Source organism: Streptomyces sp. C, assembly GCF_000158895.1.
GTDB lineage: Bacteria > Actinomycetota > Actinomycetes > Streptomycetales > Streptomycetaceae > Streptomyces > Streptomyces racemochromogenes.
In genome coordinates this window covers 2299562-2320565 of the sequence record NZ_GG657750.1, presented here as the reverse complement: position 1 = coordinate 2320565, position 21004 = coordinate 2299562, and the positions used below count along the sequence as shown (strand labels likewise).

The 21004-nt window shown below is 73.5% G+C and carries 21 protein-coding genes and 1 pseudogene; 9 read left to right on the top strand and 13 right to left on the bottom strand.

What is annotated here, in order from left to right:
* Nucleotides 1-150: 150 nt before the first annotated feature.
* The 3 genes and pseudogenes from SSNG_RS10295 to SSNG_RS10285 form a co-directional block, all read right to left on the bottom strand.
* Nucleotides 151-2056 (bottom strand): annotated as a pseudogene (locus SSNG_RS10295) (hypothetical protein); the annotation flags it as partial.
* A 154-nt stretch (nucleotides 2057-2210) separates the two neighbouring features.
* Nucleotides 2211-3005: a tyrosine-protein phosphatase gene (locus tag SSNG_RS10290; protein ID WP_007263759.1), complete on the bottom strand. Its 795-nt coding sequence runs from the start codon at nucleotides 3003-3005 to the stop codon at nucleotides 2211-2213.
* Between the two features lie 124 nt (nucleotides 3006-3129).
* A complete protein-coding gene (locus SSNG_RS10285) occupies nucleotides 3130-3714 on the bottom strand; it encodes a rhomboid-like protein (RefSeq protein ID WP_128636913.1) in 585 nt (194 codons plus the stop codon).
* 92 nt (nucleotides 3715-3806) lie between these two features.
* On the opposite strand from SSNG_RS10285, the gene SSNG_RS10280 reads away from it, so the two are divergent.
* Both SSNG_RS10280 and SSNG_RS10275 read left to right on the top strand, forming a co-directional pair.
* Entirely contained in the window at nucleotides 3807-4766 is a 960-nt protein-coding gene (locus SSNG_RS10280) for a hypothetical protein (protein ID WP_007263758.1), read from the top strand.
* 244 nt (nucleotides 4767-5010) lie between these two features.
* Nucleotides 5011-6363 carry a PepSY domain-containing protein gene (locus tag SSNG_RS10275; protein WP_241695217.1) on the top strand — a complete coding sequence of 451 codons (1353 nt, stop codon included), beginning with the start codon at nucleotides 5011-5013 and terminating at the stop codon, nucleotides 6361-6363.
* Between the two features lie 98 nt (nucleotides 6364-6461).
* Here SSNG_RS10275 and SSNG_RS10270 read toward each other — a convergent pair whose 3' ends face one another.
* Together SSNG_RS10270 and glnII are read right to left on the bottom strand one after the other, a co-directional pair.
* Complete coding sequence (locus tag SSNG_RS10270; protein ID WP_007263755.1) at nucleotides 6462-7073, bottom strand: winged helix-turn-helix domain-containing protein; 612 nt, start codon at nucleotides 7071-7073, stop codon at nucleotides 6462-6464.
* Between the two features lie 562 nt (nucleotides 7074-7635).
* Complete coding sequence (glnII, locus tag SSNG_RS10265) at nucleotides 7636-8655, bottom strand: glutamine synthetase (RefSeq protein WP_007263754.1); 1020 nt, start codon at nucleotides 8653-8655, stop codon at nucleotides 7636-7638.
* A gap of 187 nt (nucleotides 8656-8842) precedes the next feature.
* On the opposite strand from glnII, the gene SSNG_RS10260 reads away from it, so the two are divergent.
* Nucleotides 8843-9784: a Gfo/Idh/MocA family oxidoreductase gene (locus tag SSNG_RS10260; RefSeq protein WP_241695216.1), complete on the top strand. Its 942-nt coding sequence runs from the start codon at nucleotides 8843-8845 to the stop codon at nucleotides 9782-9784.
* On the opposite strand, the gene SSNG_RS10255 is transcribed toward SSNG_RS10260, so the two are convergent.
* Nucleotides 9777-10286 carry a hypothetical protein gene (locus SSNG_RS10255; protein WP_007263752.1) on the bottom strand — a complete coding sequence of 170 codons (510 nt, stop codon included), beginning with the start codon at nucleotides 10284-10286 and terminating at the stop codon, nucleotides 9777-9779. The two genes, SSNG_RS10260 and SSNG_RS10255, sit on opposite strands and share 8 nt — an antisense overlap.
* Before the next feature lie 590 nt (nucleotides 10287-10876).
* Here SSNG_RS10255 and SSNG_RS10250 point away from each other — a divergent pair.
* Nucleotides 10877-11809 carry a GDSL-type esterase/lipase family protein gene (locus SSNG_RS10250; protein WP_007263751.1) on the top strand — a complete coding sequence of 311 codons (933 nt, stop codon included), beginning with the start codon at nucleotides 10877-10879 and terminating at the stop codon, nucleotides 11807-11809.
* 95 nt (nucleotides 11810-11904) lie between these two features.
* Here the strand turns inward: SSNG_RS10250 and SSNG_RS10245 are convergent, their stop codons facing one another.
* Nucleotides 11905-12294 carry a VOC family protein gene (locus tag SSNG_RS10245; protein ID WP_007263750.1) on the bottom strand — a complete coding sequence of 130 codons (390 nt, stop codon included), beginning with the start codon at nucleotides 12292-12294 and terminating at the stop codon, nucleotides 11905-11907.
* Between the two features lie 178 nt (nucleotides 12295-12472).
* On the opposite strand from SSNG_RS10245, the gene SSNG_RS10240 reads away from it, so the two are divergent.
* Nucleotides 12473-13114, top strand: a complete 642-nt coding sequence (locus SSNG_RS10240) for a TetR family transcriptional regulator (RefSeq protein WP_007263749.1) — start codon at nucleotides 12473-12475, stop codon at nucleotides 13112-13114.
* 562 nt (nucleotides 13115-13676) lie between these two features.
* Here the strand turns inward: SSNG_RS10240 and SSNG_RS10235 are convergent.
* The gene (locus tag SSNG_RS10235; protein ID WP_042800835.1) at nucleotides 13677-14141 is read right to left on the bottom strand and encodes a hypothetical protein; all 465 of its coding nucleotides are present in this window, start codon (nucleotides 14139-14141) and stop codon (nucleotides 13677-13679) included.
* 189 nt (nucleotides 14142-14330) lie between these two features.
* Between SSNG_RS10235 and SSNG_RS10230 the strand changes: the two genes are divergently transcribed.
* Nucleotides 14331-14519: a hypothetical protein gene (locus SSNG_RS10230; protein WP_129593294.1), complete on the top strand. Its 189-nt coding sequence runs from the start codon at nucleotides 14331-14333 to the stop codon at nucleotides 14517-14519.
* Here SSNG_RS10230 and SSNG_RS10225 read toward each other — a convergent pair.
* A complete protein-coding gene (locus SSNG_RS10225; protein WP_042800834.1) occupies nucleotides 14509-14943 on the bottom strand; it encodes a MarR family transcriptional regulator in 435 nt (144 codons plus the stop codon). The genes SSNG_RS10230 and SSNG_RS10225 overlap by 11 nt on opposite strands.
* Nucleotides 14944-15019: 76 nt before the next feature.
* On the opposite strand from SSNG_RS10225, the gene SSNG_RS10220 reads away from it, so the two are divergent.
* A complete protein-coding gene (locus tag SSNG_RS10220; RefSeq protein WP_007263746.1) occupies nucleotides 15020-16027 on the top strand; it encodes an alpha/beta hydrolase in 1008 nt (335 codons plus the stop codon).
* On the opposite strand, the gene SSNG_RS10215 is transcribed toward SSNG_RS10220, so the two are convergent.
* Nucleotides 15996-17225: an alpha/beta hydrolase-fold protein gene (locus tag SSNG_RS10215; protein ID WP_241695017.1), complete on the bottom strand. Its 1230-nt coding sequence runs from the start codon at nucleotides 17223-17225 to the stop codon at nucleotides 15996-15998. The two genes, SSNG_RS10220 and SSNG_RS10215, sit on opposite strands and share 32 nt — an antisense overlap.
* A gap of 131 nt (nucleotides 17226-17356) precedes the next feature.
* Complete coding sequence (locus tag SSNG_RS10210; protein ID WP_007263743.1) at nucleotides 17357-17740, bottom strand: ArsC/Spx/MgsR family protein; 384 nt, start codon at nucleotides 17738-17740, stop codon at nucleotides 17357-17359.
* A 106-nt stretch (nucleotides 17741-17846) separates the two neighbouring features.
* Here SSNG_RS10210 and SSNG_RS10205 point away from each other — a divergent pair, with 106 nt between their 5' ends.
* Nucleotides 17847-18104, top strand: coding sequence for a hypothetical protein (locus SSNG_RS10205; RefSeq protein WP_007263742.1), 258 nt, complete (start codon nucleotides 17847-17849; stop codon nucleotides 18102-18104).
* Nucleotides 18105-18161: 57 nt separating this feature from the next.
* Here the strand turns inward: SSNG_RS10205 and SSNG_RS10200 are convergent, their stop codons facing one another.
* Together SSNG_RS10200 and SSNG_RS10195 are read right to left on the bottom strand one after the other, a co-directional pair.
* Nucleotides 18162-19064 (bottom strand): hypothetical protein, encoded by a 903-nt coding sequence (locus tag SSNG_RS10200; protein WP_042800833.1) that lies wholly within the window; start codon nucleotides 19062-19064, stop codon nucleotides 18162-18164.
* Nucleotides 19065-19087: 23 nt separating this feature from the next.
* Nucleotides 19088-20089, bottom strand: coding sequence for a PP2C family protein-serine/threonine phosphatase (locus tag SSNG_RS10195; protein WP_128637426.1), 1002 nt, complete (start codon nucleotides 20087-20089; stop codon nucleotides 19088-19090).
* Between the two features lie 157 nt (nucleotides 20090-20246).
* Here SSNG_RS10195 and SSNG_RS10190 point away from each other — a divergent pair, with 157 nt between their 5' ends.
* Nucleotides 20247-20936: a VIT family protein gene (locus SSNG_RS10190; RefSeq protein ID WP_042800832.1), complete on the top strand. Its 690-nt coding sequence runs from the start codon at nucleotides 20247-20249 to the stop codon at nucleotides 20934-20936.
* Nucleotides 20937-21004 lie beyond the last annotated feature (68 nt).

Sequence of the window (21004 nt, the reverse complement as noted above, 5' to 3'; positions counted from 1 at the left end):
CGCGCTCTCGCCGCACCGGGCGAAAGCCCAAGTACGTCCAGTACGCGGGCTTCCGCCCGGCACGCCGAGAGCACGCACCAGACGCCGCGGGGCCGCCCTTCGGGCGACGACGGGAGTTTGACGACAGGCCCTAGGCCCGCTCAGCAGCGCCTTGCTGCCGTCCGTCAGCTTCCCCGACAGGTCCACCTGCGCCCCCTCCGGCGCCTTCAGCGCCAGCCGGTTGCCGTTCGCGCTCCCGCTCACCCCCGCGCCCGACGCCGACAGCGAGGCGAACTGCGCGCTGCCGGCCGCCAGTACGTACCACTGCCCCGCCCGGGACTTCCACAGCACCCCGGCCAGCACCCGCGGCTCCCGCGGCCCGCACGCCGGGGAGCCCTCCGCCTTGGCCGCCTGCGCCGCCAGCGGTGCGCCCGGGGCCAGGAACTGGGCCTGCACCCGGTCCGCCGTGCCCCGCCAGGTCTCGGCCCGGCTGCACAGCCAGGTGGCCGTCCCGTCGCCCTCGGGCAGCGGCTGCTTCGCATAAAAAAAAGGCGTTCACCGACCGCACCCCGTGCGAGCGCACCGAGGGCAGCAGGCAAGCCGTCTTCGACCACTCCCCGAGCTCCGCCGCCTCCGTGACGTCCCGCGCGGCGCCCGGCGCGCCCGAGGTCAGCCGGGCCGGGGTCAGCTCGCCCAGGTCGGTCACCAGCCTGGTGGCGCCGTCGCCGGTCAGGGACAGCGCGCTCCAGCTGGTGCAGTCGCCGCTCGGGGCGGGACCGAGCACCGGCGGGGTGACCCCGTCCGGGGTGAGCTTCAGCGCGGTCGGCTCCTCGCCGGGCTTGAGCAGGTCGCGCAGGGCCGCCCCGGTCACCCAGGGGGCCGTCAGGTAGCGGACGTTGCCGTCGACCCGGCTCAGCACCAGTGCCGTCGCCGTGTCCGCCGTCGCCCCGTCGGTCCGGGCGAAGTCGAGGGCGGCGCCCGCCGTCCCGTTGCGCGGCTCGGCGTACCGGACCACGCGCAGCCCGTCGTACAGCAGGACCACCACGGCCTGGTCGACCGTGCCCGCGAAGAGCAGCTGCGGCGGGCCCATCGGCGGCCCCGACGGGGTGCCCGGCGTCGCCGAGACCACCACCTCCTTGCCGGGCCGCGCCCACACCGCGAGCGCCCGGCGCAGCAGCTCCGCGTCCTGGGCGCGGTCGCCGCGGGCCGGCCAGGCGGAGTAGTCCGTACGGGAGGACGTGCGCCACACCGTGGGCGCCACCCGCAGCAGCTGCCCCGGGTCCAGGGCCTGTTCGGCGGCCGCGTTGCGCGCGTACAGCGGGGCGGAGGGCCCGTCCGAGCCCCAGCCCCCGCCCGGCAGCGCCAGCAGCGTCCCGCACACCGCGAGCGCGGCCGCCGCGGCCAGCCCGGCCCGTGCGAGCCGGCGCCGCCGCAGCAGGTCGGTGGGCCGGGCCTGGAGCACGCACGGGTCGAACTCGGGGGAGGCGAACAGGCCGTCGTGTGCCGGATCCCCCGACTCCGCGACCGCCGCCGCCGGGTCGGCGACGCCGGCCTCCGCGAGCACCCGCAGCACCTCCGGCCCGTCCAGCCCCTCCAGCGCCCGCAGTACGCAGGCCGCGCGGCCCGGGCCGTTCAGGGTGGCCAGCCACTGGTCCAGCGCCAGCTCCTCGGCCCCGCCGGCACGCGGGAACAGCCGCAGCCCCCAGACCTGCGGCAGCAGCGCGGGCAGCTGCCCGCGCAGCGGGAGCGCCTTGAAGGTCAGCGGGATCCCCGCCTCCAGGGCGGAGCGCAGCACGCGCAGCCGGACGTACGCGTACCCGGACTCGGGCCCGCCGAGGCCGCCGCGCTGCGCCGGGACCCCGCCCTGCACGGCCGCCGGGTCGGCGCCCCGCCGCCCGCGCGGCAGCGCCCGCTGGGTCAGCGAGTGGGCGGTGAGCACCCGCCGGTTGCGGCCCAGGGAGGGCGGCAGCACCAGGTAGGCCAGCCGCACCAGCCGCGGGTAGTGCTCGACGATGGCGGCCTCGGCCTGCTCGACGTCGGGGGGCAGGGGGCGGGTGGCGGTATCCGGCGCAGTCACGTTCAGCAGAACGAGCGAATCGTCGGATGGTCACCCGCCTTTGGGCGCCCGTTCGGGTGAATTCCGTGTTTCGAGGTGTACGCGCGGAGTTGCCGGGATTGCGAGATCCCGGGATTGCGAGATCCCGGGATTACGGGATTACGGGACTACGGGATCAGGCGATGAGCTTCGCGCGCAGCGCTGCCACGGTCTCCTCGGAGACGCCGAGGCCCTCGTGCACGTACTTCTCCATCGAGCCGTACCGGACGCGGACCTCGTCCAGACCCGCCTCCAGGTAGGAGGGGAACACCCCGATCAGCGCCAGGGCGATCTCCGGGTCCCCGCCCGCGGCGGTGAAGCCCTCGATCAGCGGGGCGAAGGCCTCCTTGACCGCCGGATTCACCGACAGGTACTCGGCCATCAGGGTGTCGTCGTCGGCGCCGAGCAGCGACAGGACGAGCGTCGCGCCCCAGCCCGTACGGTCCTTGCCGGCGGTGCAGTGGAAGAGCAGCGGGCCCCCGTCGGGGTCGGCGGCCTCGGTGAGCAGCGTGCGGTACGCGGCGTGCGCGGAGCCGGTGCTGACGAAGGAGCGGTACACGGAGCCGAACAGGGCCTGGGCCTTGCCGCCGCCGAGGTGCTCCTCGGCCACCGCTGGGTCGCCGAGGAGGTCCTTGAGCTGGGTGGCGGCCGGCATGCGGTGGTCGCTCATCTTGTCGGCCAGCACGTCGCGCACCATCAGCCGGACCCCGTCGGGTATCCGGTCGGGGTGGTCGGCCCGCTCGGCGTCGCTGCGCAGGTCTATGACGGTCCGCAGCCCCAGTGCAGCCACCGCCGGGTCGGCGTCGAGGTCGAGCCGGTCGAGGGCGCCCGCGCGCAGGACGAGGCCGGGGCGGACGGTGCGGCCGCCGGCGAGCGGGGTGCCACCGAGGTCGCGGAGGTTGGCGACGGTGGTGGAAGGGGTGGCGGTCATCGTGGCGGCTCCAGCGGTGAGGCTCGTTCGTGCGTGACGTGTCCGGGCGCGGTGCGGATGCGGGTGGTGCGCCCGGTGTTGCTCGTTCATGGCGTCAGGTGTCGGGAGGGGTCGGCAGGGCTCGTCAGGTATGTGCGATTTTCCGATGGTTTGATCCGGAAAGACAATCGACGGCCACCGACAGCCCTATGCCCACGCCCAGCGCCACGAGGTGGCCGGCGTCGGTGAAGGTCCGCCCTCGCCGCAGCACCGGCTGCGCGGCGACGGCCAGCAGGCCCGCCCGGGCCGCGTTGCGCACCGCCCCGCGCGGCAGCGCCGAGGTCAGGGCGCCCAGGACGGCGTTGAAGCCGTAGCTCGTGCCGACGTCCAGGGCCCGGCGCGTTTCCCGGTCGGCGGTGCGGCGCAGGGCGCCGTAGACCAGGAGGGTCGCCGCGGCGTGCCCGAAGAGGAAGACGGCGGCCGTCCACCACGCCCCGTACGCGTACTCCGCGTAGCCGAGGACCGCGACCAGCAGCAGGGCGTACGGCAGCGGCATGGGCTCCTCGACCACGAAGGCGCTGCTCAGAAGGGTCTCCCAGTGGCCGGTGTCGAGGTTGTCGACGTTCGTCGAGCAGCCGCGCAGCACCCGCTCCCGCTCGGCCGGATCCAGGCGTTCGAGTGCGTGGGCGCCGAGCTGGACGCCGCCCGCGTAGGCCGCTCCCAGCGGCAATGACCATGACCGTGGCGATGGATTCACCGGTCCATGATCGGATACGGCCCTCTTGCGGGAGGCGGCGGGCCCCGTGAGACCATGACCGGAACATGACTGAATCCCCACCCCGTGCGCCGATGCGCGGTACGCGGGCCGCGATGTTCGCGGCCGTGTGCGTGGCATTGGGTGCGGTGGGGCATTCGTACATGTCCGGGATGAATGTCCCCCTCGGCAGCCTGGTGGCCGCCTTCGCCGTCACCGGGGCCCTCGCCTGGGTCGCCGCCGGACGGCGCTGCGGACCGGCGGGCATCACCGTCGCGCTGCTCGCCGTACAGGGGGTCCTGCACCTCGCCTTCTCCGCCGGCCAGGCCGCGGGACACGGGCACACCGCGCCCGCCCCCGCGGAGCCGATGCCCGGACACCACCACGTACCCGGCACGCGGACGGCCGCCCCCACGGGCACCGCCGCGGCGGCGGACGGCGCGGCGGGTGCCGGTGACATGGCGGGCGGCACGGTCGACGGCATGGGCGGCACGGCCGACGGCATGGGCGACATGGCCGACGGGCTGGGCGGCATGGGCGGCGTCATGGCCGACATGGCCGGCATGGCGGGGCACGGCGGTCTCGGGATGATCGCCGCGCACGTCCTCGCCGGGGTCTTCTGCGCCGCCTGGCTCGCCCGGGGCGAGGCCGCCGTCTTCCGGCTCGCCCGGGTCCTCGGCGCCACCGCCCTGCTCGCCGCCCGGCCGCTCGCCCGCGTACTCGCGCTGCTGCCGACCCGGCGGCCGGCCCCCGAACCGGAACCGCCCGCGCACCGCCCCGCGCACGAACGCCCGCGCCGGCTGCGCGGAGCCGTACACGCCCACACCGCGGTCCGCCGCGGTCCGCCCGGGTGGCGAGACACCCACAGCACGGCCCCGAGGCCGTGCCGCCAGAGCCCCGCCCGGCCGACGGCCCCCACCGCGTACGCACACCGCGTCGCCGCGGGCCGCCGGTGCGCCCCTTCGCGCGCGCACGCACCGGCCGGAGCGGCACCGGCGGCACCCGTCCCGCACCCCGCGCGCGCCTGACCGGCGCGCTCCCGGACGTCGGACGGAGCGGAACCCGGGGCCGGTCCCCCCCCCCGTTTCGCCGAACCCTAGGACCGACATGTCCCTTGACGAACTCCGGCACGGCCCCGCCCGCAACGCCGACGCGCCCGACCCGGCCGACGCCGCCGACCCGGCCGGTGCCGACGACGCGGCCGAAGCCCCGGCCAAGTCCCCCCGCCGCACCGGCGGGGGCTGGGCCGCGCTGCGGCCGCTGCTCCTGCGCATGCACTTCTACGCGGGACTGCTGATAGCCCCGTTCCTCTTCCTCGCCGCCGCCACCGGACTGCTGTACGCCGGCTCGTGGCAGGCCGAGCGCATCCTCTACTCCCACGAGCTGACCGTCGACAGCGTCGGCGAGCGCGCCGTGCCGCTCGGCACCCAGGTGAAGGCCGCCCGGGCCGCCGCCCCCGAGGGCAAGGTGCTCGGCGTGTGGCCCGCCCCCGAGGCAGACGCGACCACCCGGGTCATCATGGAGAAGCCGGGCCTCGCGGAGGGCGAGACCCTCACCGTCTTCGTCGACCCCTACACCACCGAGGTCCGCGGGCAGCTCACCACCTCCGGTGACGCCCTGCCGCTGCGCGCCTGGCTGAGCGAGTTCCACGCGAGCCTCCACCTCGGCGAGTTCGGCCGCAACTACAGCGAACTCGCCGCCAGCTGGCTGTGGGTCGTCGCCCTCGGCGGCCTCGCCCTGTGGATCGGCCGCCGCCGCGCCCGCAGGGCCGACCTCGTCCTGCCCGACCGCAAGGCCACCGGCCGCCGCAAGACCCTCTCCTGGCACGGCACCGTCGGCCTGTGGGCCACCGTCGGGCTCGTCGGACTCTCCGCGACCGGCCTGACCTGGTCCAACTACGCCGGCGAGAACATCGGACAGCTCCAGGACCGACTCGGCGGAGCCACCCCCTCCGTCGCCGCCAAGCTGAAGCCCGGCGAGGGCGCCGCCGCCGGCGCCGACGCGGGCGACGAGCACGCCGGGCACGTCATGACCGACGGCATGGAGATGCCCCCGCCCGCCCCCGTCACCGACATCGGCATCGACAGGGCCGTGGACGCCGCCCGGGCCGCCGGAGTCACCGAGAGCCTGCGCGTCACCCTCCCCGCCAAGGGCAAGGGCTACGTGATCAAGGAGAACGACAAGACGCTGCCGGTCCACCTGGACTCCGTCGCCGTCGACCCCGCCGACGGCCGGGTCATGGACACGCTGCGCTTCGCCGACTACCCCCTCCTGGCCCAGCTGACCCGCTTCGGCATCGACCTGCACATGGGCCTGACCTTCGGCCTCGCCAACCAGATCGCGCTGGCCGCCCTCGCCGTCGCCGTGATGTTCCTCGTCGTGTGGGGCTACCGGATGTGGTGGATGCGCCGCCCCACCAAGGAGAACCGCCGCTCGGTCGGCCGCGCCCAGCCGCGCGGCGCCTGGCGGAAGCTGCCGGTGACCGTGCTGCTGCCGTTCGCCTGCGCGACGGCGGTCGTCGGCTGGTTCGTCCCGCTGCTGGGACTCAGCCTGGTGGCCTTCCTCGTGATCGACCTGGCCGTCGGCTTCGCCGCGCGCCGTCGCGGGGCGACCGCCGCCGCCTGACCGGGGCCTGAAACGGCGGTGGGCCCGTACGCGCGAGAGCGGGTACGGGCCCACCGCCATGCCGGGCGCATCGGGCGCATCGCATCGGGTGCCGGGTGTCAGGGCGTGTACTTGTACCCCACGCGGCGGACGGTCTGGATCGCACCGCGGTGCGCCGCGCCCAGCTTGCGGCGCAGCCGGGCGATGTGGACGTCGACGGTCCGGCCGTCGCCGACGTGCCCGTAGCCCCACACCGTCGTCACCAGCTGGTCCCGGCTGTGCACCCGGTGCGGGTGCGCCACCAGGTGGGCGAGCAGCTCGAACTCCAGGTACGTGAGGTCCAGCAGCTCGCCGTCCACCTCGGCCGTGCGCTGCGCGGAGTCGATCCGCACGAGCGCGTCTCCGGTCGTCGTCGACGGCTCGGACGCAGGCTGGGCGTGCGGTACCGGTCCGGCGACGGGCACGGGAACGGACTGCGGGGCGAAGGCGATCTGCTGCTGGTCGGCCGGTACGAGGACCAGGTAGCCGACCATCGGGGGCTGGCCCGGCAGCGTCGGAACGGCGTGCTGGGGCGCGGGCAGCCAGGTGGCGCCCGGCGGAAGCAGGTCCACCACCCGGGCCACCTCGTCCCGGTCCACGGCGCGCAGCCGGTGGCGGGGACTGGGCGGGAAGGGCAGGGGAGCGGAGGTCGCAGCGGAGGCGGCAGAAGCGAAGGAACGGGTGTTCGTCATGAGTGGTCAGCTCTTTCACGCGGAGTGATCGGCAGAAGACGTACGTGTGCATGTGCGAGTGCACGTAGTCGTTGCGTACCGCGCAGACCGAAGGCCCCGGGGCGGGTCTGGTGAGAGGGTCCCGGAGGCTTTAGAGGGCCGGCGCGTTCTCGGCGCGGCAACACACCCGGTCGAAGTCGTGATCCTGACGGGACGGCCAGAACGGCTCCAGGTCGCTGCGACCTGTCGGGAAGTACGAATGGCTGGCCATGAGCGCCATTGAAGCAGAAACGAGGCGCCCGGGGCAGGTCGCGTCTCACCTGGTGGATCGGAATCTCATATTCCGCCGTCAAGTCTTCGTCGGCCTGTCACAATCCCGACATACCGTCAATCGGAAAGCCGCTTCCGCCAGTCCATCCCGGTCACCCGTATCGCATCGTGGGCCGATCCGTCCCACGCGCACGCCAGCCCCGCGCCGCCCAGCGCCGCGACCACCTCCCGCCCCCACTGCAACGGCCGCGGCGCCCGCCTCCGGGAGGGGGAGGGCGGGCGCCGGCGGTCGTTTTCGGGGTGGGCCGTCCGGTCAGACCAGGCCGTCCTTCTCCAGGCCCGTGCAGCAGGTGTCCGTGATCAGGCGGGTCACCACGTACGGGTCCACGTTCGCGTTCGGGCGGCGGTCCTCGATGTAGCCCTTGCCGTCCTTCTCCACCTGCCACGGGATGCGGACCGACGCGCCGCGGTCCGAGACGCCGTAGCTGAACTCGTTCCAGGGAGCCGTCTCGTGCAGACCCGTCAGGCGCTCGTCGATGCCCGCGCCGTAGTTCTTGACGTGGTCCAGCGGCTTGCTGCCCTCGCCCAGCGCCTCGCACGCCGAGATGATCGCGCGGTAGTCCTCGCGCATCGCCCGCGTGGAGAAGTTGGTGTGCGCGCCCGCGCCGTTCCAGTCGCCCTTCACCGGCTTCGGGTTCAGCGTCGCCGACACGTTGAAGTCCTCGGCCGTGCGGTACAGCAGCCAGCGCGCGATCCACAGCTGGTCGGAGACCTCCAGCGGGCCCAGCGGGCCGACCTGGAACTCCCACTGGCCCGGCATGACCTCGGCGTTGATGCCGGAGATCTCCAGGCCGGCGGCCAGGCAGTGGTCCAGGTGCTTCTCGACGATGTCGCGGCCGAAGATCTCGTCCGCGCCGACACCGCAGTAGTAGCCGCCCTGCGCCGCCGGGAAGCCGCCCACCGGGAAGCCGAGCGGGCGGACGCCGTCGAAGAAGGTGTACTCCTGCTCGATGCCGAAGATGGCCTCCTGCGAGGCGAACTTCTCCGCCACCGGACGCAGCAGCGCGCGCGTGTTCGACTCGTGCGGGGTCATGTCGATGTTGAGGACCTCACACAGGACGAGGATGTTGCTCCCGCCGCGGATCGGGTCCGGGCAGGAGAACACGGGCTGGAGGACCCGGTCCGAGGCGTGACCCTCGGCCTGGTTCGTGCTCGAACCGTCGAAGCCCCAGATCGGCAGCTCCGCACCGTCCGCGAGGATCTTCGTCTTGGAGCGGAGCTTCGCCGTCGGCTCGGTGCCGTCGATCCAGATGTACTCAGCCTTGTAGCTCACGGGACCATCCTGACTCTGCGGGTGCTGCGGGACGCTGCGGTGTTGACCGCAGCGTGCCCCGTGGCGATTTCTCATCCGTTGCCCATGTGTGAACCCCGTGTTACCGGGGTTTACGCCGCAGGTCGGGTGGCTTGATCGAGTCGGTCGCCGTACATCCGTCCGGGTGCGGCAGACTGGGCAGGTGAGCATTTCGTACGATTTGAACTCTGCCGGTGGCGCCCCGGACGACGGACCCCACCGCCCCCGCCCCCGCGTCGGCCTGCTCGGCACCGGCCCCTGGGCCCGCCGCACCCACGCCCCCGCACTCGCCGCACACACCGGCTCCGAGTTCGCCGGAGTCTGGGGCCGGCGCCCCGAAGCGGCGGCCGAGCTCGCCGACGTGTACGGCGTGAAGGTGTACGAAGACCCCGACGCCCTGTTCGCCGACTGCGACGTCGCCGCCTTCGCCCTGCCGCCCGACGTCCAGGCCCCGCTCGCCGTGCGCGCGGCCGCCGCCGGCTGCCACCTGCTGCTCGACAAGCCCGTCGCCACGACCGTGGAGGACGCCCGCGCCGTCGCCGACGCCGCCGCGGCCCACGGCGTCGCCTCCGTCGTCTTCCTGACGCTGCGCTTCGCCGAGCCGACCGCCGGGTGGGTCCGCGAACAGGCCGGGCGCTCCGGCTGGTTCACCGCCTCCGCGCACTGGCTCGGCGCGGTCTTCCCGCCCGACGGCGAGCCCAGCGCGTACGCCGACTCCCCCTGGCGCAAGGCCAAGGGCGGCCTGTGGGACGTCGGCCCGCACGCCCTGTCCGTCCTGATCCCGGTGCTCGGCGAGGTCACCGCCGTCACCGCCACCGGGGGCCCGTCCGACGTGGTCCAGCTGGCCCTGCGGCACGCCTCCGGAGCCGCCAGCACCGCCGTGCTCGGCCTGGGCGCGCCGCGCGCGGCCGCCGGGGTGGGCCTGGAACTGCGGGGGGCCGAGGGCGTCTTCTCGCTGCCGGACTGGAGCGACGTGCCGGGCGCCTACGGGCGAGCCCTGGACGCACTGCTCGACGCGGCCCGGACAGGGGTGCCGGACCCGCGCGGGGCGGAGTTCGGGGCCCGGCTGACGGAGATCCTGGCCGAGGCGGAGGGGCAGCTGCCTACTTGATGAAGGCGTTGGCGACGATGATCGCCAGCCCGATCGCGGCGTCGGCCAGGCCGATGAGCAGCGCGGAGGCGATCCGGTAGCCGACCCTCAACGCCACGAAGGCCCCCCAGGCGAACAGCAGCGCGGTGTTCAGCCCGAGCCCGACCGCCGTCACCCCGTACGGCTCCCAGTGCGCGATCTCGGCGAGCAGGAGCAGGAGCAGGGTGGGGAGGGTGGCCGCGACCATCGGCCACTCGTTCCACAGGGCCCGGGCCAGCAACCGCCACCGGTGCGCGGCGGTGCCGGCCTGGTGGTCGGCCATGTGGTGCGCGTACCCGTGCGCGAGGGCCGCGGCGGCGGCGGTGACCAGGATCCAGGCGGCGTCGGCGAGCGGGGTGTAATGCCCGCCCCGCTGGTCCAGCGCGGCCAACAGCGCACTGGCCAGCACGGTCCCGTACACCCCGCCGAACATCCAGTCGGGTCCCCGGCGGTGGGGGGTGGGGTGGGACGTGGGCTGGGGCATGGGTTGGTCCTTTGGTGTTGGTTCGTCCTATTTGCTCCTCGGGTCACCCTAAGGGGGAGGGGATGGGGGCGGCGTGAAGGCGGAGCGGGAGCCCCGGGGGGCGGTGTCCCCCGGGGCGGCCTCAGGGAGGGTTGGGGGCTTCCTGTCAGTCCCATCGTCCTTCCGGTTCGGGCCGGTCCCTCAAGGGCGCTCCTTCGTCGCGTCGCTACGCGATGTCGCTTCGCTCCACCCTTGACCGACCGACCCGCCCCGGAAAGCCGAAAGACTGCCGGGAAACCCCCAAAGAAACGGCACGGTCCAGAGGGGCAGGGACGGGTCCTCAGGGATGAGGCGAGGGGCCGGGGGCCGGCCCACCGGGCATCCGGGCCCCCAGGAGTCGCGATTCCGAGCCGGGGCGCGACTACCCGCACGAGAAGGCGAACAGAACAGCCCAGGAAGCCCCCGGACGCGCCAGATCGCTACGCGCTCCTCTCGTCTCAGCGTCCGACGACCGTCCGGGGCTGATACCCGCACCAGAGGATGACCAGGGGTGGGAGGGGAGTGGGTACCTTGATCCACACAGCTGATCGATTCCTGAAGAAAGCCTCACCGTGAGCGATTCGCGCCCCCACGTCCTCTTTTCGTTCGGCACGCTGATGGACCCCAAGGTCCAGAAGGCCCTCTTCGGCCAGGTCGTGCCCAGCCGCCCTGCGTCGCTGGCCGGGTACGCGACCAGGGCGCTGAAGATCACCGATCCTGATGTGATCGCCGCCAGTGGTCTCGACGTGCACCTGATCCTGGAGCGGAGGATCGGCAGTGCCGTCGAGGGTGTCGTCCTCGAGCTCACGGACGAGCAGTTGGCAGCGGCCGACGAATACGAGGTCGACGACTACGCGCGGCGTCGCGTGCTGCTCGCTTCCGGGGAGAGCGCCTGGGCCTACCTCGACGCCAAGCCGCTCCAGCCGGCGGCGCGGATCGTGATCGTGGGCGACAGCATCGCGTACGGGCGTTGCGACCCGCAGGGGGGCTGGGCCGGCCGGCTGGCGGCTGCGCACATCGCAGAGAACGAGGCGGCGAACCGGGTGTTCAACCTCGCCATACCCGGTACGACCCTGGCCGCCGTCAGCGAGCAGACGCCCTCGCTTCTGGCGCCCCGTCTGCCCGACACCATCCTGCTGGCGGCAGGGATCAACGACTCTGCCGTGTCCCTGGCTGCGCCGGCCGCCGACGGGCTGGAGGACATCACGGCCAGTCTCGACGCACTCTCGGCCGCCGCCCATGCGCACAACGCGCGCCTGGTCGTCCTGGGCCCGGTCTGGCTGGACGAAGAGCGTACGGGCGACTACGAGGGTCTGCGCTTCACCCAGGAGCGGGCGCTGGCCCTCAGGCAGTCCCTGCGGACCTGGTGCGCCGACAACCACGTCGACTTCGTCGACATGTGGGAGCCCCTGCGGGACAGGGCTGGCCTCTTCACCGATGGGATTCATCCCAGCGGTGAAGGGCACGAGGTGCTCTACCGGTACCTGGCCGGGCTCACCCGCTGATCGCCCGCAGCTCCAGGTGCGAGCCGGTGAACCGGGAGTGCACCCTGCCCTCGTGAGTGACGATCACGAGGGCGCGAGGTGGTTGGTGGGCGCGGTCAGGCGGTGGCCGGTACGGCCCACTCGACGAACTGGACGATCACGCCGTTGGGGTCGGTGACCTGGAAGAGGCGTTCGCCCCAGGGCTCTTCGCGCAGCGGCATCGTGATCTCCACGCCGGCGGCCCGCAGGCGCTCTTCCTCGTCCGCGATGCCGGTCGTGGTGAAGGCGAGGATCAGGCCGGACGCGTGCCGGTCGCGCTGGTCGGCCGGCAGGACCTCGGTGCCACGGGCCAGGAGGACGACGTCGACGGCGGCGTCCTGACGGGCCAAGGAGGCGAAGCCGTCGGCAGTGGCCTGCACCGTGTAGCCGAGGTGGGTCGTGAAGAACTGCTGGGACGCCGCGACATCGTCGACGGTGAGCGAAACGGTGGAGGTGGTGATCTGCAAGGTGCTTCTCCTCAGGCGGTTCGGCTCAGTAGCCGGAGCGGCGGGGGCATCCGTCGGGCGATCGCGTCGGGTCGCGGCGGAGGCACGGACGTCTCGACAAAACTTGCGACGGAGGTAAAATTACGTCAGCTCCACTAACGGTGTCAACGTAAAAATGCGACGAGGGTAAGATTGCTCCATGAGTACTCACGCCACGGCTGTCGGCCTGCGGGAATCGAAGAAGCAGGAGACCCGGCAGCTCATCTCCGACCACGCCACCCGGCTGTTCATCGCCCAGGGCTTCGAGCAGACCTCCATCGCCGAGATCGCCGTCGCCGCCCGGGTCGCCAAGAAGACGGTCACCAACTACTTCGCGCGCAAGGAGGACCTGGCCCTGGATCACCAGGACGTCTTCATCGCCTCGCTGGCCGACGTGGTGGCCGGCCGCCGGTCCGGCGAGTCGGCCCTGGCGGCACTGCGCCGGGCGTTCATCGACGCGGCAGCGGCGGCGGAGCCGGTCGCCGGGTTCTCCGGCCCCGAGTTCGCCCGCATGATCGCCGACAGCCCCACCCTCTGCGCCCGCCTGCGCGACCTGCACGACCTGCGCGAAGCGGCCCTGGCGGACGCTCTGGCGGACGCCACCGGCGCCCCCCGCGACGACGCCACGCTCCGCACCGCCGCCGCTCTCCTCGGTGCCGTGCACCGCACCCTGTTCCGGCGCATCCAGGACCTCACCCTCGCCGGCGAGCCCAATGCCCGGATCTCCGACACCGTCACCGCAGAGGCGGCCACCGCCTTCGCCCTGCTGGAGCCGTCCCTCGCCGACTACGCCACGGCGTGACCACGGCTTCCGGAACCGCAGAAGTGCCCTGTCGGATCCCTGGGCTGCTGTGTTCGCCCTCTGGTGCGGGTATCGGCCCAGGGCGGTCGTCGGACGCCAATCCGGGAGGAGCGCGTAGCGATCTGTCGCGCCTGGGGGCTCCGCACGGCGCTCTGTCCGCCTTCTCGCGCGGGCAGCCGCGCCCCGGCTCGGAATCGCAGGAGTGAGCGCCCGGATGCCCGGCGGGCCGGCCCCCGGCCCCTCGCCTCATCCCTGAGAGACCCGCCCCTCCCCCTCTGCCCCGTGCCGTTTCTTTGGGGGTTTCCCGGCAGTCTTTCGGCTTTCCGGTTCGGGTCGGTCGGTCAAGGGTCGCCGAAGGCGATCGCGTAGCGACGCGACGAAGGAGCGCCCTTGAGGGACCGGCCCGAACCGGAAGGACGATGGGACTGACGGGAAGCCCCCAACCCTCCCTGAGACCGCCCCGCCGGCACCCCGCCCCCTGAGCCCCCCGCCACCATCCGCCCGCCGCCGCACGCGGAGGGCCCCGCCCGATACCGGGCGAGGCCCTCCGTGCCGCTTTCGGTCAGTCGCCGGTGTTGGTGGCCCAGACGGGCCGGCCCGAGCCGTCGTAGACGACGGCGTTGCCGTCGTCCTGGACCGCGAGGTAGCGGCCCTTCGACCAAGTGCCGGCGGCCCAGACGGGGGTGCCGGAGCTGTCGTAGACGACGAAGTTGCCGTCCTCCTGCATGACGGCGGTCGCGGCCTTGGGCCAGACGTTCGGGGCCTGCCAGGCCGGGCGGCCGTCCTTGTAGAGGACGAAGTTGCCGTCCTCCTGGACCCGCAGGACGGTCCGGCCGTTGCCGGAGGTCCAGGCCTGGTTCTGGCGGATGGTGGAGGGGGCGTAGAAGTGGGCGTCGCGCCGGAGGGCGTTGGCGGACGCGGCGGCAGCGTTGGCGGGGGTCGCGTCGGCGGCCGGTACGGCGGTCAGGACGGGCAGGAGGGCAAGGGCGAGCGCGGGCAGACCGCGCCTCACGAGGTTCTTGATCATGGCGACCGTTTTAGGCGCCCCACGCATCCCCGGGACAGCGCAGAAACGACAGCCTCACCCGTTCGGCCCACCCCTTTCACCAGCCGAAACGCCACTTCGCCTTCGGCCCACACGGCGAGGGGGTTGCGGTGATGCCGCCAAGTGATGGTGTGCGAGGCTGCTCATGTCAGGCTCTCCATCTGCCTTCTGATGCTGCGGGTCGTCCGGCTCGACGGGGTGGTGCGGGTCGAGGTGTCCGACGGGCGGCGGGACCGGCTGCCCCGTCCCAGGGAGGGCGGGTACGGGATGCGGATCGTCGAGGGGGTCGCCGCCGGCTGGGGGGTCTCGGGCCGGCTGGTCGGGAAGACCGTGTGGGCCGAGTGCCCCCTCAGGTCGTGAACGCCTCCCTCGCCGCCGTCAGGAAGTCGCGGATCGTGGTGCGCTCGGCGGGGGAGAGGGGAGCCAGGGCTTCCAGGACGCCGTGCAGCATGGGGCTGAAGAACTCCTGGCCCAGGGTGACGGCCTCCGGGCGGACGCGGATGAGGACGCGGCGGCGGTCGGCGGGGTCGCGGACGCGTTCCACGTGGCCGAGGCGTTCCAGGCGGTCGACCACCGCCGTGGTACCGGCCGAGTTGAGGCCGAGTCGGGTGCCCAGGAGCCCCGGGGTGGCGGGTTCGGCTGCGCGGGCCGCGTCGAGGAGGCAGATCAGGGCCCGTACGTCGGTCGGGTGCATGCCGTTGGCGGCGGCGAACTCCGCCTGGCGGAGGCCGAATTCGACGGTCACCGCGCGCAGCAGGTGCACCAGTTCAAGGTTGTCGTCCATGTTGCCTCCCTCGTTCCCTCCACCTAAAGTCTCTCGCTGAGCGAGATTATCGCTCAGCGAGGGATTGGAGTCGACCGTGTCCCGCACCACCCGCCGCACCACCTCCCGCATCACCATTCCCACCTCCTTCCGCACCGCCTACGACCAGGCCCTCGCCCAGTGGCCCGTCCCCGTCGAGGCCGTCGACGTGCCCACGCCGTACGGGGTCACCCGGGTCAACAGCCTCGGGCCCACCGATGCGGCGGCGTCGCCGCTCGTGCTGCTGCCCGGCGGTGGGGCCAGTTCCGCCGTGTGGGGGGCCTGCGTGGCGGCCGGGTTGGGGCGGGGGCGGCGGGTGCATGCCGTGGACCTGGTCGGGGAGCCCGGGCTCAGCGTGCCGGCGCCCGGGCGGGCGGTGCGGAGCGTCGGGGACCTCACCGCCTGGCTGGACGCGCTGCTCGACGGCCTCGATGAACGCGACGGCCTCGGCGGCGGCCCCGTGACCCTCGCCGGGCACTCCTACGGGGCCTGGATCGCCGCCCACACCGCCGCCCACGCCGCCGCCCACGCCGCCGCCCACACCGCCGCCCACGCCGCCGCCCACGCCGCCGCCCACGCCGCCGCCCACGCTGCCGCGCGGCGGCCCGGGCGGGTCGACCGGCTCGTCCTGCTCGACCCGACCCAGGTCTTCGCCGGGCTGCGCCCCCGCTACGTGCTGCGGGCGCTGCCGATGCTGGTGCGGCCCACCCCGGCGCGGGTCCGGTCCTTCCTGGCCTGGGAGAACGGCGGGGCGGCGCTCGACCCCGCCTGGACGCAGGCCCAGGAGGCGGCGGCCGCCTTCCCCACCGTGCGGCCGGTCACCGGCCCGCGCCCCGACCTCGCCCACCTCGGCGGGCTGCCGGTGGAGGTGGAGGTCCTCTTCGCCGGGCGGGCCCGCTGCCACGACCCCGGCCGGGCCGCCGCTGCCGCGCGGCGGGCGCTGCCGGGCGCGCGGGTCGCCGTACTGCCCGGGGTCTCGCACCACGCGCTGCCGCTGGCGGCGGCCGACGAAGTCGCCCGGCTGCTGGATCCCGTCAGCCGGCCTGGGGCTTCGGGCCCTTCATGACCTTGCTCAGGGCCGCCAGGCCCTGTTCCTTCATGCCGCGCACGTAGTCCCAGCCGTTGTGGTCGCCGCCCTGGATCTCGTACAGGTCGATCTTGATGGGGCCCTTGCCGTTCTCGCGCTGGAACTTCTCCAGCCGGTCGCGGCCGCCCTCCTTCGTGCCGTACTGGAAGTTGACGTAGACCTCCGGCCCCTTCGACTGGATCAGCTTCTGGGCCAGCTTGGCGGGGTCGTTGGCGTCCATCTCCGCCTTGTTGTTCTTCCACAGCGGGGAGTCGGGGGCCGTCTCGCCGCCGTTCGCGATCACGCCGCGGAACTTCTCCGGGTGCTGCATGACCTGCTTGAGGCCCACGAAGGCGCCGGAGGAGTTGCCCATGATGGCCCAGCCGTCGCGGGACTTGTACGTGCGGAAGTTGGCCTTGGCCAGGTCCGGGACGTCCTCGGCGATCCAGGTGCCCATCTTCGGCTGCCCGGGGATGTCGGAGCCGTCGTAGTAGTTCTTGCTGTCGGGGTTGAGCAGCGGCATGACCAGGATGAAGGGCAGGCCCGTGCCCTTGGCGGAGGACTCGGCTATCGCCTTCTGGAGGCCGATGTTGGGCATGGTCGCCCAGTAGTTGTCGGGGTAGCCGTTGCCGCCGGGCAGGGCGATCATCACGGGGAAGGCGCTGTTGGCGTACTTCGCCTCGTCGTACTCCTTGGGCGTCCACACCCAGACGTCGCCCTCGAAGCCGGACTTGGCGCCCTTGAGGCGGGTCTTCGATATTCGGGTGCCGTCGTCCAGCTTGGTCGACTGCTTGAACTGTGCGGCGGGGCCCGTCGGCAGCGATACGTCCGGGTCGGGTCCGGTGGCGGCCGCGCCGCCGCCGGAGCCCGCGCCCGCGCCCTGGGCCGGGGGCTTGGGCTTGGCGAAGGTGACGTCCTGGCCGTTGCCGTCGAACCAGTCCGTCCCCCAGTACGCGTAGCCGCCTCCGCCGGCGAGCAGCGCGGCGACCACGGCTCCGCCGATCCAGAGCTTGGCCCTGGACCGCTTCGGGCGGCGCGGGCCGAACGGCGGCTGCCCGCAGTGCACGCACAGCTGCTCCGTGCCGGCGCCGGGGCCGTGGCCGGGGCCGTGACCCATGGGCGGGTGCCCGTACGACGGCTGCGGCTGCGGCTGCGGCTGCTGCGCGTACGGCGATGTCTGCGGGTACTGCTGCTGCAACGAACTTCACTCCGAGCGGTCGGGGCTGCCCAGCGGGCGAGCGGCGGTATCTCCCTGTCAGTCCTGATGGGAGAACGTACCCTCCGGTTGCAGAACAGGCAGAATTTGCCGCATTTGTTCAGTTATCGGAGTCATCCGCGACCGGTGCCCGTGCGGGAGAGGGCGTCGCGGACGGCCTCCTCCGAGCGGGCGACCACCGCCGTGCCGTCCTCGGCGGTGATGATCGGGCGCTGGATCAGCTTCGGGTGGGCGGCGAGGTGGGCGATCCAGCGGGCCCGCGCCCCGTCGGTCTCCTCGCGCGGCAGGTCCCGTACGCCGGTCTCCCTGGCGAGGGCGTCGGAGGTGCGCGTGATGTCCCACGGCTCCAGCCCGAGACGGCCCAGCACCTCGCGGATCTCGTCCTCGGACGGTACGTCCTCCAGGTAGCGGCGCACCGTGTAGTCGGCGCCCTCCGCGTCCAGCAGGGTCAGCGCGCTCCGGCACTTCGAACAGGCGGGATTGATCCAGATCTCCATGCCCGCAAGGGTAGTCAGACTCTGTCCGGCCAGGGCTTTTGTCAGTGCCCCCCGGTAAAATCGAAGGAGAACGACAGGAAGCCAACTACCGTTTGGGAGGCTGTAGATGGCCGCTGCCGCGATCATTTCGATGCCCAAGAAGAAGCCGCTGCCGGCGGGCCTGCCCCGCGAGTGGTACGAGAACCACAACCGCCGTCTGAAGGCGATGCGGCTCGCGATCTCCCTGCTCGACACGGGGACGTACGACGCCAAGCGCGCGACCAACCGCAAGATACGCACGATGGCGGTCCGGGTGGGGATCCACCGTCCGTCGAACGTCACCTGCCGGATGGTGCGGGCCTTCATCGTGGCCAACGGCGGCTGACGTACGGGGTGGGGGCGGGGGCCGGCCGGCCGGGGGAAGGCGTCGGCCGGCCGTCGCTCACGCCTCGTCGAAGGTGATCTCCTCGACCGGGCGCGTCATCCTCACGGTCTCGCCGTCGGTGTACACGATGTGCTGCAGCCCGGTCAGCTGGTCGGCCACCCCCTGGAGGTAGTACCGGTCGGCGCAGCCGGCGAGGAACGCGGGGAGGCAGGCCAGGGGCGCGCCGGGCAGGTCCAGGTCCAGGTAGTCCTTCAGCCGGCGGAACAGCTTGGGGAGGATCACGGCCCCGTCCCTGGCCGTGATCGAGTCCATGTTCGCGACCTTGAACCCGTCGGTGGTCGTGTCCTGGGCCCACACGCCCCGCTTGGGCAGGGCGGTCCGCGCCGCCCCGGCGGCGACGGCCAGTGCGTTGCGCAGGTGGTCCGGGAAGCCGGTGTAGAAGGTCGGGTAGGCCAGCCCCTGCTCGACCATGTGGTGGTTGGCCGTCTTCTTCAGCTGTTCGACGTCCACGTCGATCTCGTAACCGCTCAGCGTCGGCGCTCGCCCGCGGCCCACCAGGGCGACGCACCGGCCGTAGACGTCGGTGCCGCGGGTGAGGATGTAGCCGGGCACGGTCTCGGGGACGGCGATGACGACGGTTTCCCTGTCCTTCTCCTGCTGCGCGCCCTCGTCGCGGTGGACGTCCTTGAAGCCGAGCCACTTCAGCAGCTCGTCCGCGGCCTTGTGCGCCAGCGGCAGGGGCTGGTGCCGGATCCCCGACCGGTCGTCGCCGTAGTGGGTTTCCAGGGCGTCGATGCCCTCCAGCCTGACGGAGACGCGGCCGTCGGGCTTCGGCAGGACCTGGTGGGTGCCGGGTACGCGCTTCCAGTCCGTGAGGTCGTCCGGGGTGAAGGCGACGGTGTCGCCGTCCGGCTGGAGGTCCTTCGCCCGGAACGTTCCCTTGATGATCAGCATGGACATGGTGACTCCCTACGCGTCAGTCGTCAGTCGGTCGCGTGCGGTGACAGCAGCAGCAGCGCCACGTCGTCGCGCGGGCCGCCGCCGGTGAAGGCCGCCAGGTCCCGCCACACCGCCGGGACCAGGCCGGCCGGGTCGTTCGCCAGCACCGGGACCCGCACGGCCAGCGGGTAGAAGTGCCCGGCCGCGTCGCGGGCCTCGGTGACCCCGTCCGTGTGCGCGAGCAGCCGGTCGCCCGGCAGCAGCGGCAGTTCGGCCACCGCCGGAAGGGCCGGCCCGGTCAGACCCAGGCCCAGCGGGGGCCCCGGCTCCACGGCCAGCTCCGTGACCGCGGGCCCGCGCAGCAGCAGCGCCGGCGGATGCCCGCACGACACGACCCGTACGAGGTCCAGTGCGGGCGGGAACTCCAGCAGCAGCGCCGTCGCGAACAGCTCCGGGTGCGCCACCGAGTCCGCGGCCGCGTCCGCCGCCAGCCGCCGGTCCAGCCGGGCGGCGACAGCCGCGAGCTCCCGGTCGTCCAGGACCCCCTCGCGGAACGCGCCGAGCAGCGAGGCCACCGTTCCGACGGCCGCCAGCCCGTGCCCCTGTACGTCCCCGACCACCACCCGCACCCCGTACGGCCCGGCCCGTACGTCGAACAGGTCGCCGCCGACGAGCGTGCCCTGCTGCGCGGCCCGGTACAGCCCGGCGCAGCGCACCCGGCCCACCCGCTCCGGCACCGGCGGCAGCACCGCCATCTGGGCGGCCTCGGCGACCGTGCGCACGCTGACCAGCTGGGTGTCCCGGCGCCGCCGAACCCAGGCGATGACCACGCTGAGCAGCCCGACGGTGGCCACGGTGGCCAGGTCGCTGCCGCGGGCGTGGCCCACCCTGAGCTCGGGTACGCCGAGCAGGAGCAGCACGAGCGCGGCGAAGACGGCGGTGCCGGCGGGCCCGTACGCGAAGGCCGCCACGGCGGGCAGGGCCGCCAGGAAGTAGCCCAGTTCCTCCGTGCGGGTGGTCCACTGGGTGAGGCAGAGCGCGACCATGGCCACCGCGGGCGCGATCCGGGCCCAGCGCGGCGGCGGTGCCCCCTGCAGCCGGCCCGGCTCCTCCCGTCCGCGTCTCACCCCTCCACCCTGGTACGGCGGCCCGGGCCGCGCACGCCGGGTGGCCCTGCCGGGCGCGGGCCGCGACAGTGGTGGCGTGACGGATACGCGGAGCGCGGCGATCAGCACCCGGCTGAACTGGCTGCGGGCGGGGGTGCTCGGCGCCAACGACGGGATCATCTCCACCGCGGGCCTGGTCGTCGGCGTGGCCGGCGCCACCACCTCGCGCACCGCGATCCTCACGGCCGGCGTGGCCGGGCTGCTCGCGGGCTCGCTGTCGATGGCGGCGGGGGAGTACGTGTCGGTCAGCTCGCAGCGGGACTCCGAACGGGCGGCGCTGGACGTGGAGCGGCGGGAGCTGGCGGAGGAGCCGGAAGCGGAACTGGAGGAGCTGACGGAGCTGCTGGCCGCGCGGGGTCTGGGCCGGGAGCTGGCCCGGGAGGCCGCCGAGCAGCTGACGGAACGGGACGCGCTGCGGGCGCACGCCCGGGTGGAGCTGGGGATCGAGCCGGACGAGCTGGCGAACCCGTGGCACGCCGCCTTCGCCAGCCTGCTCGCCTTCACGGCGGGGGCGCTGCTGCCGCTGCTGGCGGTGGTCCTGCCGGGGGCGTCGTGGCGGGTGCCGGTGACGGTGGTGGCGGTGCTGGGGGCGCTGACGCTGTGCGGGGTCGCGAGCGCGCGGCTGGGCGGGGCGCCGGTGCCGAGGGCGGTGCTGCGCAACGTGCTGGGCGGAGCCGTCGCGATGGCCGTCACCTACGCGGTGGGCACCTGGCTGGGCTCGGCCTGACCTTTGCCCTGGCCGGGCGGGGTGCGGGTGCCGCTGCGCGAAGCTGCTCCCCGCCCCGCCCTTCGCCC

Bases quoted from the DNA above. Each gene is read 5' to 3' on its own strand.
- SSNG_RS10270 (WP_007263755.1), bottom strand. From the start codon at position 7,073: ATGACGAACACCCGTTCCTTCGCTTCTGCCGCCTCCGCTGCGACCTCC.
- SSNG_RS10210 (WP_007263743.1), bottom strand. From the start codon at position 17,740: ATGGAGATCTGGATCAATCCCGCCTGTTCGAAGTGCCGGAGCGCGCTG.
- SSNG_RS10205 (WP_007263742.1), top strand. From the start codon at position 17,847: ATGGCCGCTGCCGCGATCATTTCGATGCCCAAGAAGAAGCCGCTGCCG.
- SSNG_RS10240 (WP_007263749.1), top strand. From the start codon at position 12,473: ATGAGTACTCACGCCACGGCTGTCGGCCTGCGGGAATCGAAGAAGCAG.
- SSNG_RS10280 (WP_007263758.1), top strand. From the start codon at position 3,807: ATGACTGAATCCCCACCCCGTGCGCCGATGCGCGGTACGCGGGCCGCG.
- SSNG_RS10255 (WP_007263752.1), bottom strand. From the start codon at position 10,286: ATGCCCCAGCCCACGTCCCACCCCACCCCCCACCGCCGGGGACCCGAC.
- SSNG_RS10200 (WP_042800833.1), bottom strand. From the start codon at position 19,064: ATGTCCATGCTGATCATCAAGGGAACGTTCCGGGCGAAGGACCTCCAG.
- SSNG_RS10195 (WP_128637426.1), bottom strand. From the start codon at position 20,089: ATGGTCGCGCTCTGCCTCACCCAGTGGACCACCCGCACGGAGGAACTG.
- SSNG_RS10290 (WP_007263759.1), bottom strand. From the start codon at position 3,005: ATGACCGCCACCCCTTCCACCACCGTCGCCAACCTCCGCGACCTCGGT.
- SSNG_RS10235 (WP_042800835.1), bottom strand. From the start codon at position 14,141: ATGATCAAGAACCTCGTGAGGCGCGGTCTGCCCGCGCTCGCCCTTGCC.
- SSNG_RS10225 (WP_042800834.1), bottom strand. From the start codon at position 14,943: ATGGACGACAACCTTGAACTGGTGCACCTGCTGCGCGCGGTGACCGTC.
- SSNG_RS10275 (WP_241695217.1), top strand. From the start codon at position 5,011: ATGCACTTCTACGCGGGACTGCTGATAGCCCCGTTCCTCTTCCTCGCC.
- SSNG_RS10230 (WP_129593294.1), top strand. From the start codon at position 14,331: ATGCTGCGGGTCGTCCGGCTCGACGGGGTGGTGCGGGTCGAGGTGTCC.